The following is a 15,502-nucleotide window of genomic DNA, read 5'->3' as shown; positions in this document are numbered from 1 at the left end:
GATGGTTTATCAGAATGTATTCCGTATTTTTGCGTCAGTTTTTCTGATGCTGGCTTTGGCCGGCTGCGGAAATCTGAATGCTGAAATGTTTGGGAAAGTGGGATCCATTCTGGTGCCGTCAGAACCGGGTCCAGCTCCACTGCAATATCCAAAAGTTTTGAAAGTTGATGCCGACACCACTGGTGCTTCGTCGGTTTCCACACTGGCATTGCCTCGCTATACCACGGCGGGGATTGTTCCTATTCAAGTGCATTTCAGCGGTCCGGTGAATGTCACAGGAAATCCCACAATCGAACTTGAAACAGGGGCGACAAAACGCCTTGCCACCTATGCCTCGGGTTCCGGCACTAATATCCTGATCTTTGAATATGAAGTTGTGGCCGGGGATTCTGCGCTGACACTGGATTACACAGGTGTTCAGGCTTTGAATCTGAACGGCGGCACGATTGAGCCCGCTGAAGATGTGACGGGCACTGCTGACGAGGTTGCAAATCTTTTGACCTTGCCAGCGCCAGGTTCGGATGAATCTTTGGCAAATAATACTCCTGTTTTAATTCGCACAGTTCCTGAAGTAAAAAGACTGAGCACTCCGGACACGGATGTGTATCTGGATGGAACCAGTCTTGAAGTCATTGTGAAGTATGATCAGCCCGTGACGGTGACGGGAAGTCCGCGCATCACCATTCGTATCGGAAGTAACAACCGTATCGCCAACTATGTGACAAAAGTTTCCCCATCGGAATTGCTTTTCCGCTATGAGGTTGTACCGGGGGATGATGACACCGACGGAATTGAAATGCCGGCGGCAATCGAGCTGAATGGTGCCACGGTTTTGAATCCTGCCAATGAGGTTGCAGTCACAGATCTTCCAGCCAAAGACACGACGGGGATTTTGACTTACACGTCGGCTTTGACGGCATCCTTTGTGTCCAGCAGTCTGATTGTGAATGAAGATGCGGGTACGTTGAATATTCCGGTGGTTCTGAGCACTCCAGCTCCGATCGCCTTTAAAGTTACAATTGCGGTCATGGGTGACGCTGGTGCGGGGGACTTCATCCTGGCGTCCAAAGAAGTTAATTTTGCCATTAATGAAACAACGAAATATATTCCGCTGACCATTCTGGATGATGCTGTTGCAGAGCCTGAAAAACGGATTCGTCTGATTCTGGCAAAAAACTCTCTCGGAAACGGGGGGATGCTCTCGGTGCATGAGGTATTGATCCGGGATGATGATTCCGCTGTTGTGGCGCCGAAGGTTGTGTCGTTCAAGCAGGGCGTGGGTTTTGCCTGTGCACTGTATGACAACAATGAGCTGAAATGTTTCGGTGCCAACGACTATGGCCAGCTTGGCAATGGGACTGTGGTCAACACGAATGAACCTTCCGCCACACCTGTTATGCAGAATGTGGCACATTTTGAGGTGGGCGGATACACCGTCTGCGCAGCGAACACTTCAGGCGAGATGTGGTGTTGGGGACGGGATAATGCGAGTGCCCTGCCGGGATCCGTCGGTGGCAGAGTGCTGCAGCCAACGAAATATGTGAATTCCGGAGTCACTCAGGTGGCGGTCAGCTCGAATGCCCTCTGTTACCTGAAAACCAATAAAGACCTGGTGTGCTGGGGCGATGACTATTCAGGTATATTTGGTACTGGATCGACCAATGCTTCGCGCACTCTGGCTGCTCCACAGCTTGTCACGGGGCAGGTGGAGGAAATGCGTCTTATCGCGGCTGTTACCGGAAACACCTTGTGTGCGGTTAAGTTGGATTCCGTAACTCCGTCGCAAAGAAATCTTTTCTGCTGGGGTAACAGATCGACGTGGTACTCTTCAGGAAGCACGTCCACTGTGCCCGCGACGCCCTTGGCAACCAATATCGTTTCCTATGACCTTTTCAATGACAATATCTGTGTGCAAAAAGATGAAGGTGCGCCGACAGTGCGCAAGAACTATTGTTGGGGTAGTGGCAGTAATGGTCAGTTGACCCCTGGAGCCAGCGGGGCCGGTTCAACTGTTCCGGTGGAGATGAGTTCCGAATACAAGGATATGATGACATCGCAAGAGTCGATCATAGCTTTGAAAAATGACGGAAGTGTATGGACATGGGGCTCAGGTGGCCGAATCCCAGGGGGCAATCCCGCTGTGGCGGCTTCGGCACCGGTGCAATTGATCAGCGGCGGAGTGAAAAGTCTGCTGCGAATGTCTAATAGATATGGCCCAACAGATGGTCTGGATCCACGGTGTGTGTTGATGCTGGATTCTTCGGTTCAATGTTGGATGGCCTCGCCGTTGCCAGTGAATAAAACACTGCCTGTGACGGTCATTCCTGCGGGTGTAGAATCAGTTTCGGTCAGCAATGTGTTCCATGAAAACTACTATTCGGCCTGTTCTTTGATGTCTTCGGGCGAAGTTCTTTGCTGGGGGCAAAACTCGGTGGGGCAAGTGGGTGATCGAACGTTGTTGCCTCGCTTGGTTCCGACTCAAGCCTTGTCACGCAATCAGCGACAGATCGCCACAGGGCGAGAACGCAGTTGCTCAGTTTCAACCTACGGGGAACTGAGATGCTGGGGATATAACTCCGCAAACTTGAGTTTGGGTGTCAGTCCTGCCTTCACAAGCTTTAAAACTCCGAAGATTGTGATTGGTAAAGATGTCAGCAAGGTGGCATTGAATGATGACGGTGGGTGTGCGCTGTTGACGACCGGCGGACTGAATTGCTGGGGCGACAATAACAGCGGCCAGAGCAAGCCAGGAAGTGCCAGCAGCAACACTCTTCCAAATCTGGTGTTGTCGTCCGGAGTTCGGGATGTTGAAACGTCTTACCAGGCAGCCTGTTATATCGCAACCAATGATGATTTGTTCTGTTGGGGGGATAACACCCAAAAGCAACTGGGACTGGGAGACACTGTTGATAGAACAACTATACCAGCGACGCCGTTGTTGTCCGGGGTTGACTCCGTCTCTATGGGGGGACATGAAACCAGTCCGGGCTCTTGTGCCATCATGAAAAACGGGGACTTGAAGTGCTGGGGGAGTGGCTTGGCTTGTATGGGGACGAACGGCGACACTCCCACAACATTGCTGACGGATGTTAAGAAAGTCTCTGTGGGGCGTTCCCATATGTGCGCGATCGTGGGTGACGAGCGCCGCTTGGTTTGCTGGGGGCAGAACCCGAAGGGGCAGCTTGGAATAGGGACGACGGTTGATAAATGTTATTCTTCCGGCCCCGCAACCGTGGTTGCGGAAGGTGTTCGTGCTGTCTCTGCGGGCAGTGACAGTACCTGTTTCGTTCTGGAAACGGGTGAAATGAAATGCATGGGTGATAATAATAAAGGTGTTGTTGGAACTGCAGACCGCTTCCCATTCCCGCGCACGGTCTGGGGATTGTAGGTCTTTCTTTTGTAAATACAGTTTTATAAAAACATGATTTCTTTTCGAAGCCGGGGACCTCTCCGGCTTTGTCGTTTGTCGTATTTTGAGTCTGTTGTAGGTTTTTATGTTGGGGTCCCGTGCATGCTGATAGACTGATCAGCGGTTCGCCTGCGATGTTCGGGTGATGTTTTAAGAATTCTGGTTCATTTGGAGATAAGTTATGGCTTCAAAACAGCCCCTGATCATTGAGGTGTTGCGCGGTCCCGTGGTGGAAAGTCAGCATCAGGTGATGGCCGTTGTCGTGAATGAGACCGGCAACCTTGTGCAGTACTGGGGGCATCCTCAGTATCTGACCATGCCTCGCAGTGCGATCAAGATGTTGCAGGCACTGCCGTTGATTGAATCGGGCGCGGCAGAAAAATTCAATCTTGAAGATAAGCACATTGCTTTGGCCTGTGCCTCCCATCGCGGGGAAAAAGATCACCTGGCAGCGCTTTCACAATGGCTGGAAAAAGCAGGGTTGAAAGAATCCCAATATGTCTGTGGGCCGCATCTGCCTTACGATGAAGCCAGTGCTCACGATATGATTCGTAAAAGTCAAAAACCCACTGTGCTTTGTAACAACTGTGCCGGGAAGCATTCTGCGATTATTTCAACCTGTCTGCACTTGGGCGAAGATCCCACCGGATATGAAAAGTACGAACACAATGCGCAGAAAAGACTGCGCAAGGTTCTGAGTGAAACAATGCGCATTGATCATTCCAAACTGCCGTATGGGGTGGATGGGTGTGGTATTCCGACGTATGCCGTTCCGTTGCAGAATATGGCCATCGGGATGTCGACGTTTATCAATCCGAAGGAAGCGCCCGCGCGCAAAGCCGCCGCAGATCGTATTTTGCACGCGGTCAGATCTAATCCGTTCTATATCTCTGGCAGTGACAATTTCGCCACAGCTGTGATTGAAAAGACACAAGGTCGCGCCGTGATCAAAGGCGGGGCGGAAGGTGTTTTCTGTGGTGTGCTGCCAGAAAAGAAGGTGGCCTTCGCGGTGAAAGCCGCGGACGGAGCGGGAAGGGCTGCTCAGGCCGCGACAGCGATGCTTTTGTTGAAGTTGGGGGGATTGAACGAAAGCGAATTCAAGGCGCTTTCTAAATTCACCTTGTCTCCTGTCACAAACTGGCGCGGCAACGTTGTCGGGCAAATCCGCATTGCGAAGGGCTCTTAGTTAGGCTAAATTGAATCCAAGATGTTCTTGCAAAAAACAATTCGTAAAAAGACTGTGGTTCAGGGGATCGGGATTCATTCCGGCGATCCTTGTACATTGACCTTCCGCCCGGCTCCGGCTGATACGGGGGTTTACTTCATCCGCACGGATCTGCCAGGCAGTCCTTCGCTGAAAGTCACAGCCCGCAACGTGCAGGCGACATCCCATCAGACCACCATTGGCGGTGCGGCTTTTTCTGTCGCAACCATCGAGCACTGCGTGTCTGCTTTGTCAGCCTTGCGTATCGACAATCTGTTCATTGAATTGGACGGTCCCGAAATTCCTATCGGAGACGGCAGCGCCCGAGTTTTCCTGGAAGCTTTGCTGGCTGTTGGAATCGTAGAACAAGATCAGCCCCGCAAATATTGCTATATCACTGAGCCGATATATTTCTGTGAAGGTGAAAAGCATGCCTACGTGGTTCCGTATCATGGACTGCGTTTGACAGTGACCATTGATTTTCCAAATCCCACCATCGGAAAACAAACCATCGATCTGGATATCAACGAACAATCCTTTGGCCGTGACGTGGCCAATGCCCGCACGTTTGGCTTTATGAAGGATGTGGAAGCGTTGAAATCCCGCGGTCTCGCCAAGGGGGGCAGTCTTGATAACTGCATCGTCCTTGATGGCGAAAATGTGGTGAATCCGGAAGGCTTGCGCTGGGCGGATGAATTCGTTCGTCACAAGCTGCTGGATGCGCTGGGTGATCTGGTTACTTTGGAAATGCCATTGATGGGCCATGTGGTTCTTTATAAAGCCGGCCATGATGTCATGAACAAGCTGGTGCGCAAGATCTGGGATTCTCCGACCAGCTATCGTCACGTTGAACTGGGTGCGGATATTTCCGACGAAGTTCGCCGTTATACGGGCTGGACTGTCCCAGTCTGAGACGAATCAGACTGATTCCATTTTTTCTCAACATTTGCCGATCAGTATAATGGTAAAGTAGCAATACTGTGCTTCTGGTGGGGGAATGTATGCAGAATCAAAAGAAAATCTGGGGCAGTGCCATTGTGTTTGCTGTCCTTGTCGTTTGTACCCTTAGTTTCCAAAACTGCGCGCCGAGCTCTTCGGGCTCTGCTTCCAAGGATGATTCCAATACAAGCAGTACTGACGGTTCCGGCATTTTAACTTATCCAAACTCCGGCACACCGGTGGTTCTGGTTCCGGGTCAGGCTGTGACACTGAAACTGCAAAAGCCTTCTTATATGGGAAGTGCCGCCGACTATATCTGGATGGTTCCAGGGGATGATTATGCGCTGGCTTCTTATTATGGTCTGTTCACTGAAATCGACGGCTATATCTATGTGTCGTTGACGGTGAAAGCGTCTTACAACTCGGCCAAGAATATGCGTCTGTATATTTTGAAAATCTCTGATTACTCTTACGCCGATACAACAGGCTTGGGTATTCGCGTGGATTCTTCCGCCTATGGTTCCCACTATTCATCCGACATGGCGACCGAAATCTGCGACACTCGTGGAAGCTATGTGCCGACATTCATTTACGATCCAACTAAGTCCGCAGCTGATGCTCTTATTGTCTTTGATAACGGTGCCGGTGTGGGCTCCCTGGAATGCAGCTTCGGCGGTACATCGGTGGATTGTCTGAACACGCCCGCATGGCCGTCTGACTGGGCCTCAAAAACGCTCACGATCAACGGCTATAACCGCTGCGGCACTTCGACCAGTCGTACCTTCTAGTTAAATCAGTAAAAATGAATAAAAAAAGGGTTGGCATCGCCGGCCCTTTTTTATTTGAGGCCTAGGATCTTTTTGGCGGATTTGTCGAGTTTGATCGTGAAGGATGAATTTGAGTTCATTTTGTCTTGAATGAATTCGCAGTAGGGATGGTTGGTGAAATCGTTGCCGGTCAGTTCAAAGTAAGCCAGTTGCGGTGTTGGATTTTCTGCGGTGACATAGATGACAGTCCCGTAGCTCAGCGATTGCTCGCTTGCTTGTTGAATGCCGCATTGAAGTTGAAGAGCCGTCACCAAAACCAAAATCATGAAAACGTTTTACTGCAAATACGCCAAAGCGTAAATCCGCAGTTACATCTTTGAAATTATTTATTCTACAAGTTGATTCGTAAATCGCATCGGGGAAGTGGGGCTGCGCTGGGCACGACGGACTCATGCCAGTGACGAAAGCGACCTCTGTGGGCGCCCGGATGGCGCGCACCCGCGCGCAGCGCGGGCCACAGCAGAGCCCGGACGGCGTGTCGCGAAGTCGCAGGCAGGAGGCCGGCGAGACCAGCGCAGGCCCGCTCCTCCGCCCGGGAGCCAGGAAGTTATCTCTGGGATTTCAAGTAACCAACGATGTCTACATCCGGGGGATTCGCGATGCCAACGCCCTGGATGGGACCTGTCAGCTCATTCAGGCTGTAGTCCATGCGGACGTCATAACGACGTTCCCACTGGTTGCGCAACCATTGTTCGCGCTCATACCAGGAACGTTTGTTCGCGTCGTCCTGGCAGGATGCAAGTTCTGCCGGGATGCGAGCGCCCCAGCGAAGCTCGATACAGTGATACGGGTCAAAGCTCATGGCAAACAGTCTTTGTCTTGCAGCTTCCAGATTCATCATCACAGTTTTACCACTGGTGGTGGTGTAAGAGAACTGACAAGCCTGGGCTTTTTGCGCGTAGATATTGAACAGATCCTGAGCCAGGTTGCCGCCGTTATAGCGGATGGATGGATCACGTTTTTTGTACTTTTCAATGTTCGCGCGTGTCGACGTCACCAGATCCATGTACGCCACTTTCAAACGGGCATCACGGGAAGGGGTCGCATAGTTTTCCCACTCGCCTTCGGTACCGAAGATATTCACCGGCAGACGTTCTGGGTGAGGTTTCGCCGCCACACCTGAGGTTCTTGCTGCATCGACGGCTGCGACACGGTCTTTAAGGCTGACGCAAATATCATCAGTCAGTTGCGCCATGTCTTTCAATGGGTCGATGTGGGCTTCACCTTCTGTCAGGCTTAGGCGGATATAATCGTAATAAGTGACTTGCTGACCGCGGAACAGGAACTTTCCTTTGCTCCAGCCGGCACTGTCCGGTTGAGTTCCATAGAACTGCTCCAGGCTGTAGTCACGCAGTTGATAGTTGTTTGCTGCCACGATTTTGCCACCAGCATAAGCGCCCGAAGAATCCTGTTTTGCATCAACCAGCGACAAAGGACGGAATTTTTTAAAGCCCGCACCCTGATTTGGGTTTGAACGCACAAACTTTGGCGTGAACATACCCATCGTCAAAGAATTGTCCGGGTGAGCATCGATATAGAACACACGGCCGTCATCAGTGACTTTATAGACAACAGCCACGTGGCCGTTTGGATCATAGATCACGGTGCCGGGACGGATGCCCTGGCGGTCAATTTTCACCGGATAGAAATCCGTGTAAAGTTCCGCGTCTTCGCTGCCGGACATGCGCAGGGTCGCGGAATAAGTCAGGCCCGGAACCACGTCATTCAGGATTTCCAAAGCATTTGGATAAGTGTTTTTGAAAATCCCGTTTTTAGTCAGGACATCATAACGTTTGGTGACCATGTTGCCTTGGGAGGAATAACGAACGTCCTTCACCTTGTCGGTGTTCAGCGGACTTGGTTTAACCTCTGCCGTTACAGAGAACGGCAGACCGTTTTTCCAGGCGAAATAGCCACGCAGATAATAAGGAAGATCCGCGCAATCAGAATAGTACTTCAAACCCGACGGGTCAGTGCCATAGTACATGTTGGCCGTGCTGAGCATACAGGTGTTGACCTTGCCGCACTGGCGTTTTTCAACGGCGTCGCCAAGACGGGCCACGAACTGACCGAACTGTTCTTCGTGATATTCAGTCCACGCAGGCTGAGTCACACGCCACTGGGTGGCGGCATCTTTGCTTTGTGCCTGGGCGCTCAGGGACAACAGTAATATAGCGGAAACACGTACTGCTAATTTCATATTATTCTCCGAGCGGGGAGAATACTCGATGTCCGGGAAATCCGCCCCTGTCAGAATTTTGTACAGTAGAAACTTCCCGGATCCCCGGGAAAACCGGACAAAAAACGGCGGGAAATAGCGTGTTTTTTTGGAATTTATATGGGAAGGATTAGGTTTCTCACCCTTAAGGAGTACCCCATGATTCGTGTCGCTGCCGCTCAGTACCTGTTGCAAAAGCATTCCAGCTTTGAAAGCTGGCAGCATTCGGTGGAATCCTGGGTGCGCGAAGCGGTTGAAAATAAAGCAACCCTGCTGGTGTTCCCCGAATACGGCTCTATGGAATTAGTGTCTTTGATGAAGGAAACCACTCAGCAGGATCCCAAGGCGCAGGTTCGTGAGCTGGATAAAATGAAAGACAAATTCCTTGAGACCTATCAAGAGCTGGCCAAAAAATACCAGTGCGCGATTGTAGCTCCGTCCATCCCGGTCAAAAACGAACAAGAGACCTTCGTCAACCGCAGTTACTTTGTCGGCCCCAGCGGCGGGGTGGGTGTACAGGATAAAAAGAACGTCACCAAACTTGAAGAAGAGCTGTGGGGGATCGTCAGCGGTGGCAATGCCTTCAATGTTTTTGAAACCCGTCTTGGCGACATGGCCGTTTGCATGAGCACCGATGTCGAATATCCGGGCCCGGCGGCCTCAATGGCTGCTGAGGGCGCCAAAATTCTTCTGGCCCCGAGCCGCAGCGAAAGCCCCATCGACTGCAACCGCGTGCATCTGGGTGCCAGAGCCCGCGCCATGGAAAATAACGCCTTCGTGATCGTCAGCCAGCTTCTGGGGAAAGCCCCATGGACCGCCACCGTCACCGAAAACACCGGATACGCCGCCATCTACAGCCCGTTGGAAGAAGGCCACCCAGAAGACGGCATCCAAGCCAAAGGCACCTTGAACGAAGCCGGCTGGCTCTATAGCGAAATAAACCACCCCTAAAGGGTGCCTGGTTGTTTTTTCTGGCTACAATGCATCATGGGGGTCTGGTTTGATGCATATGCGCCAGAAAAAACAACCAGGCACCTTTCTTGGGGTCGCTTGCTTTTTATTACCGATCTGGCATAGTTGCGGAGTTTCAAAACCGGAATAACAGGAGTAAATCATGATTATCGGTGTTCCTAAGGAGATTAAGATTTCTGAGAACCGCGTTGGTTTGACCGAAGCGGGCGTGCGTCAGTATGTGAGCGAAGGCCACACTGTGATCGTTGAAAAAGATGCGGGCGTTGGCTCTGGTATCTCTAACGAGCAGTACGAAAAAGCTGGTGCGAAAATCATCGACACCAAAAAAGAAGTGTACGCAAAAGCGGACATGATCCAAAAAGTAAAAGAACCTCTTCCAGACGAATACGAACTGATGAGAGAAAATCAGATCCTTTACACTTACCTTCACTTGGCTGCAGAAGCGAAGCTGACGAAAGTTCTTTGTGAACGCAAAGTGAAAGCGATCGCTTACGAAACTATCCAGTTGGACAACGGCTCTTTGCCATTGTTGACTCCAATGTCTGAAGTTGCCGGTCGTATGGCGACTCAGATTGGTGCTTTCTACCTGCAAAAAGACCACGGTGGAAAAGGCATCCTGATGGGTGGCGTAACGGGTGTTAAACCAGCTAAAGTCACTATCATCGGTGGTGGTGTTGTTGGTACCAACGCAGCGAAAATGGCTGTAGGTTTGGGCGCTTCCGTAACTATCCTTGATGTGAACACAGCACGTTTGGAATATCTTGATGATATCTTCCAGGGCCGTTGCATGACTTTGTTCTCTAACGCGAAAAACATCGAAGATTCCGTAAAAGAATCTGATCTGGTAGTTGGTGGCGTTCTGATCACTGGTCACAAAGCTCCGACTTTGGTGTCTAAAGAGATGGTTTCTTCCATGTCCAAAGGCTCTGTTGTTGTTGACGTTGCAGTTGACCAGGGTGGTTGTATCGAGACTTGCCGTCCAACTTCCCACACCAACCCAACTTACGAAGTTGACGGTGTGATCCACTATTGCGTTCCAAACATGCCAGGCGTTGTTCCTAGAACATCCACTTACGCATTGACGAACGTAACTCTGCGCTACGGTTCCATGATCGCGGCTATGGGTGTGGAAGATGCAGTTGCGAAATCCCCTGCATTGTTGAAAGGTCTGAACACCTACGGTGGCCACGTTGTTTACGAGCCCGTAGCAAAAGACCTTCACATGGAGTACAAACCTTACAAAATCTAAGGTTTAAAAATTCTGAAATTTTAAAACCCGCATCTCGCAAGGATGCGGGTTTTTTTATTTTCCGGAAAGGGCGCAGTGCCTGTGCATTGTAGCAGCCCTGAAAGTTTCCCGTGGTTATTCCAGTAAAAGCATTTCTAAGATTCTTCATCGGGCATTAAGCCCCATGGAGGATGGACCAATGATCAAATGGATTCTTTTATTTACAGTGGCTATCAGTCTGTCTGCCTTTGCGGACGAACAAGCTGATGATCAGACCCTGCACGAGGTGCAGCTGATTCAGGAACTTCAAGAGGACTTTGTGGTTGAGCCTATCTCGGGTGGCAGTCGCATTTCCTGCCCCCGGGGGACCGCGCCAATCAACAAGTACTGCTGGGACCGCGCGAAGAATGTTTTCAATAAATGCGGAGTCATCTGTAAAAAGATCGGCGACGATCGCGGGGACGGGAATTAACCGTTGCTGGTGCCAAGTTACTGCCTTTTGGTTTTCATATAGAACTGAAGGGCAGCTCTTTCCCTGTTCTGATTTTCAAGTACCAGACGCACGCGCCACTGCATCTCGCTGAGTTCACAAACAGGCAGCTCAAAAGAGGTCTGATAGGTGTTGCCGGATCCGGTCAGTACCGGACGGATAAAGCCCATGTCCTGCTCAACGCCTTCAAAATCTAGCAGCAGGGGTGTTGATATAGAGTTTTTGATATGGACGGTGACCGTGGTGGGCTGTGCTTCCTGCACCGGTTGAGGTGTCATCTCGATGCGATAGGTGTTCTGAATAGTGCTGATTTCGCAGAAGGTTTGCGAGGCCAGATCGCAATTCAAATTTTCCCCTAGCAGGCTGACGTTTTTCAAAGAGATTTGTCGTTCAGCCAGAGGTTTTTTGTCATCCGCGGTCTCCAGGGCCTGACGATATTCTTCAGCCGGGACATTGTAATCCAGAGTCTCGACCCATTCGCCACGACTGTTGATCACAAAAACCTGACTGGTATGATCCACAAAGAAAGAACTGCCGGTTCGTATGCGTGAATAGCGTGCGCCAAAAAGAGCTGTGATGGCTTTCAGGTTTTCGTGGGTATCCGTGGCGGCAACCATCGGGGATTTAAAATTATTTAAATGTTTTTGCAGGGATTCCAGCGTGTCACGCTCGGGATCAATTGAGATGAAAAGGACCTCGACTTTGTTCTGATTGTCGGCCGGCAGACTTTGGATCATGCGATCCAGATTTGCCAGCGTCATCGGACAGATATGCGGGCAGAGGGCGAAACCAAAAAAGACAAACAGCACTTTGCCTTTTTTATCCGAAGAATTAAAGAGCCCTAGAGTGGAGGGGATTTGAAAATCACCTCCGGTGGGCATTTTGAATTCTACGGCTTTGGGGTTCAGGCCGGTTTTCGATGCGTGCTTGTTCCACAGAAAAAACACCACTGGAACCAAAACCAGAACTGACAGGAGGATTTTCTTCATATCTTATTTTCAATTCTTTGCCGGCTTATTGGCAAAGAATTTTTCCCATCACGCCCTGGCCGATCTGGGCGTTAGAGGTACCCGTGACATAGCCGGCCTTACCCGTGGCTTTGTTTTTGATGTAGAGCACATCAGGGGCGCTGTAATAGGCGCTGTCCTGTGCGTTTCGCAGTTCGGATAAGGACGCCACGGAGCGACCTTGCGACATCTTGCAATGGCGGCCTGGCAGATCGCGGATGGCAACAACAGGACTGAGGGCTCCTTGATTCGCGGTTTTAAAGACCACGGTGATCCGCTCCAGATCCAGGTCTTCATTATAGTGGATGTTGTATTCATATTTACCACCATAGATCAGATTCACTTTGTTCATGAAGTTGTTGGTGGTCAGCTTTACGCCATCACTGCGTGAGGTGCCAAACGCAGTTGTGGCTTTGTTGGGATTAAACAAATACAGACTGCCGACTTCGTAGTTGCAAAGCATGGCGCGAACACTTTCGTCAGTTGGAGCAGCACATCCCGGAGCATTGTTAAAGGCATGAGTTGGCACCAGCAGGCTTTGGGGTGTGCCGGTCAGACTGCCATCCAAGTCGCGGATGCTGGCAGATTCAGTGCCGCCCAATGATGTGGGACCACTGACTGCATCAAAGACGATTTTCCTTGATGGCTCGGGGAAGAAGCGCAGCTTTTGCGCGACATTGGCAAAACGTTCTGAGGCGCCCACTGAACGGAAGGGGGTGGGTTTGATGACTGTGCTTCCATAGGTCACGTCATTGAAGTTGATGAAATCAATGCCGCTAAGATCCATCGGACCGTCATAGATGCGCGCACCTGTGAAGTGGGAATTGTCCTTAAACTCAGCGGGCTGGTGATTGCCGCTGATTGCAATCACGGCACTGTCACGCATAACCAGATTGTAGGCTGCCCAGATATTAGAGCGGTTATCGGCAAACAGGGCATTGACGAAGTTCATGGTCTGAGCGCGGGTGTACATTGCGGCTTCCACGCTTTTGAAAGCCTTCATATTGCGAATGGTCGGAGTTTTTGCGGGAGCATAGTGAACCGTCACGATTTTTCGATCGTGAGGATTGCGGGGGTTTTCTGTCAGAGCCCCATCGGCCACTCCATCCCAAGTGAAGCCCACGGTGGTGGTGCGGGCGGTATTGTTATCAAACTGACGGGTGACTTCCAGGCGGGGGAAGACATTGGCAGGTTTTCGGCTGTCCGGGAAGGAACAGTTGAATTTTTCGCAGGAGACACCGCGTGCAAAGCTCATCCAATAGCCTGTGCCCTGGGAGCCGGCTGCCACGTTGTCTTTGAAGATATTGTTGGGATTGGACACCCAGAAAGTCGCAGGTCCTGGGAAGCGACCGGGGCTGCTGACATCAATATCTGATTGAAGGATATGGCGATCTGGCAGTGGGCGGCGGGACAGGATGCCCAGGTTTTTGGCAAAGGTGTTGCCAACTTCATTGCCGTCTTCCAGGAAGAAGCCATGCCCGTAGTGATCATAGCACACGTTGTTTTCAACCAGCGCATTGTTGGTGGCATGCACAGTGATACAGCGCTGGAAAGAATGGTGAATGCTGGAGTTTTTGATGTACTGACCGGCAGCATCCCCGACGCGGTGCCAGTGGAAAGGATAGCGGGCCATTTCACCCATGCGGCCCATATGGGAAAACTCCACTCCGTCGATGTAACCATAGGAAGAGGGCATGATCATCAGATGTGCGCCCTTGAAGTTCATGGCCTCGGTGTTGCCATCAGAAGTGATATGAATATTGCGGGTGAGGTTGGCGACTTCGGCGCGTTCATCCACAACCCAGGTTTTGGTGGGGGTTTTATAGCTGTGACTTTGCCCGTTGTGACGATATTTCAGAGGGCCCGTCAAAGTCACACGTGTGCCTTGTACGGATTTGATCACGGCTTCTTCAGCTTCCAGATAGCGGTAGGCCGTGGGGGCGATGGCAATGCGGTCGCCAGCTTTCCATTGCACGGTTTCGGTCAGAACGATTTCCGCAGCACCGGTTTCGGCTGTTTTATTTAGTTTCAACCATTTGGAATTTGCCTTGTTGCCGACCAGGCGGATGGTCCCGCCCTTCATGGCCATGATGTTGCGATCACTGCACGGGACCAGAGCGCCATCGCAGTTGTCCTTGAGAAACACACCACCTTTGATGGCGATTTTCAGTTGTCCTTGAAACGGCGTCATGCTGGTTCCGCACTGAAGTAGTGCCTCGGATCCGTGCACATGCAGGGAGGAGGCTTTCAGGGTGAAATTACCCTTTGCCGGGCAGAATAAGCGGCCCTGAATGGTCAGATTTCTGACGTTGATATTGCGGTCCATTTCCACGCGAAAGCCGGCGGGAATCACAAAATCACCACTGATTGAACTGCCATCGGCGTTCAGCATCAGCTGCGACAGCTTTTGATCGGCAGGGTAGTTCGGGATGGAAAAACGCCCGGCATTTCCGATCAGGCTGTTGGCACCGCCGGAAGTGGAAATGCCGTGAGCAAATACGGGGCTTCCGGCAAAGCGCAACGCCACCCCTTTTGGGATCACGGATTCAAAGCGGTGGCCAGAGGCTTTTGTGCCGCAAATGGTTTTGATCGCGGATTCTGAAGATTTGCCTGTTGGGGCAGACTTCACAAAAATGGCGGAAGCCCCACCGGCCGCGGCATTGGCGTAAAGGTGCACGGAAATGCTTTTATCGTTGAAGCGATCGCACGCCCAGCCTCGGATCACCACCGCACCGTCAGACGTGCGTTCCTGAACGGAGTCAATCTGGCCAGCGATTTCGCGGCGGCTGGGAATGCTGTGCTTTCCAGATTGTGCCAGTTGCAGATTGGCTTTTTTGGAAAGTGAAATGCCATAGGCATACAAAGGCTGAGAGGAATATTTCAAGGCGGTGGCGCGGGGCAGGCGTGCTTCAAAGCGATGAGAAACTTTTTGGGTCTGGCAGGCACTGCTGACCTGCGATTCGGAAGCAAGATTTGCAGCCGTGGAGGTGACAAACTGGGTGTCTTTATTGCCAGCCGGTGCGCCGGCGTACAAATGCACATTGATGGTGGAACTCACCGCACTATCGCAGGCCCAGCCACGGATGGACACGGTTCCGTCTTCAAGTTCCTTCACTGTATCAATATAGCCCGTTACATCAGCTGCCGCAGATGAAACGCTTAAGGTCGTCAGTATCAGGCTTGTCTTGAAAATTTTCATTTGAATCGT

The 15,502-nt window shown here is 51.3% G+C and carries 11 protein-coding genes; 7 read left to right on the top strand and 4 right to left on the bottom strand.

Annotated elements, in window-relative coordinates; genetic code table 11:
• The first annotated feature begins 1 nt into the window (after position 1).
• The 4 genes from AC04MQ_RS17565 to AC04MQ_RS17550 all read left to right on the top strand — a co-directional run bounded on the left by AC04MQ_RS17565 (position 2) and on the right by AC04MQ_RS17550 (position 6,340).
• Positions 2–3,388 (top strand): Calx-beta domain-containing protein, encoded by a 3,387-nt coding sequence (locus AC04MQ_RS17565; protein WP_475392717.1) that lies wholly within the window; start codon positions 2–4, stop codon positions 3,386–3,388.
• 202 nt (positions 3,389–3,590) lie between these two features.
• Positions 3,591–4,595 carry an asparaginase gene (locus AC04MQ_RS17560; protein WP_475392716.1) on the top strand — a complete coding sequence of 335 codons (1,005 nt, stop codon included), beginning with the start codon at positions 3,591–3,593 and terminating at the stop codon, positions 4,593–4,595.
• A gap of 21 nt (positions 4,596–4,616) precedes the next feature.
• Positions 4,617–5,525 carry a UDP-3-O-acyl-N-acetylglucosamine deacetylase gene (gene lpxC / locus AC04MQ_RS17555; RefSeq protein WP_475392715.1) on the top strand — a complete coding sequence of 303 codons (909 nt, stop codon included), beginning with the start codon at positions 4,617–4,619 and terminating at the stop codon, positions 5,523–5,525.
• Positions 5,526–5,614: 89 nt separating this feature from the next.
• Positions 5,615–6,340 (top strand): hypothetical protein, encoded by a 726-nt coding sequence (locus tag AC04MQ_RS17550; protein ID WP_475392714.1) that lies wholly within the window; start codon positions 5,615–5,617, stop codon positions 6,338–6,340.
• A 50-nt stretch (positions 6,341–6,390) separates the two neighbouring features.
• Here the strand turns inward: AC04MQ_RS17550 and AC04MQ_RS17545 are convergent, their stop codons facing one another.
• Together AC04MQ_RS17545 and AC04MQ_RS17540 are read right to left on the bottom strand one after the other, a co-directional pair.
• Positions 6,391–6,645, bottom strand: coding sequence for a hypothetical protein (locus AC04MQ_RS17545; protein WP_475392713.1), 255 nt, complete (start codon positions 6,643–6,645; stop codon positions 6,391–6,393).
• A 281-nt stretch (positions 6,646–6,926) separates the two neighbouring features.
• Positions 6,927–8,579 (bottom strand): hypothetical protein, encoded by a 1,653-nt coding sequence (locus tag AC04MQ_RS17540; protein ID WP_041577773.1) that lies wholly within the window; start codon positions 8,577–8,579, stop codon positions 6,927–6,929.
• A 177-nt stretch (positions 8,580–8,756) separates the two neighbouring features.
• On the opposite strand from AC04MQ_RS17540, the gene AC04MQ_RS17535 reads away from it, so the two are divergent.
• The 3 genes from AC04MQ_RS17535 to AC04MQ_RS17525 all read left to right on the top strand — a co-directional run bounded on the left by AC04MQ_RS17535 (position 8,757) and on the right by AC04MQ_RS17525 (position 11,269).
• Positions 8,757–9,548, top strand: a complete 792-nt coding sequence (locus AC04MQ_RS17535; protein ID WP_475392712.1) for a nitrilase-related carbon-nitrogen hydrolase — start codon at positions 8,757–8,759, stop codon at positions 9,546–9,548.
• Between the two features lie 163 nt (positions 9,549–9,711).
• The gene (gene ald, locus AC04MQ_RS17530; protein ID WP_015091539.1) at positions 9,712–10,818 is read left to right on the top strand and encodes an alanine dehydrogenase; all 1,107 of its coding nucleotides are present in this window, start codon (positions 9,712–9,714) and stop codon (positions 10,816–10,818) included.
• A gap of 178 nt (positions 10,819–10,996) precedes the next feature.
• Positions 10,997–11,269, top strand: a complete 273-nt coding sequence (locus AC04MQ_RS17525) for a hypothetical protein (RefSeq protein ID WP_475392711.1) — start codon at positions 10,997–10,999, stop codon at positions 11,267–11,269.
• Positions 11,270–11,286: 17 nt separating this feature from the next.
• On the opposite strand, the gene AC04MQ_RS17520 is transcribed toward AC04MQ_RS17525, so the two are convergent.
• Both AC04MQ_RS17520 and AC04MQ_RS17515 read right to left on the bottom strand, forming a co-directional pair.
• Entirely contained in the window at positions 11,287–12,276 is a 990-nt protein-coding gene (locus AC04MQ_RS17520) for an SCO family protein (RefSeq protein ID WP_475392710.1), read from the bottom strand.
• Positions 12,277–12,301: 25 nt separating this feature from the next.
• Positions 12,302–15,493, bottom strand: a complete 3,192-nt coding sequence (locus AC04MQ_RS17515; RefSeq protein ID WP_475392709.1) for a G8 domain-containing protein — start codon at positions 15,491–15,493, stop codon at positions 12,302–12,304.
• Positions 15,494–15,502 lie beyond the last annotated feature (9 nt).

The organism is Bdellovibrio sp. MYbb2, assembly GCF_056175685.1.
This window is presented reverse-complemented; position numbering and strand designations above follow the sequence as displayed.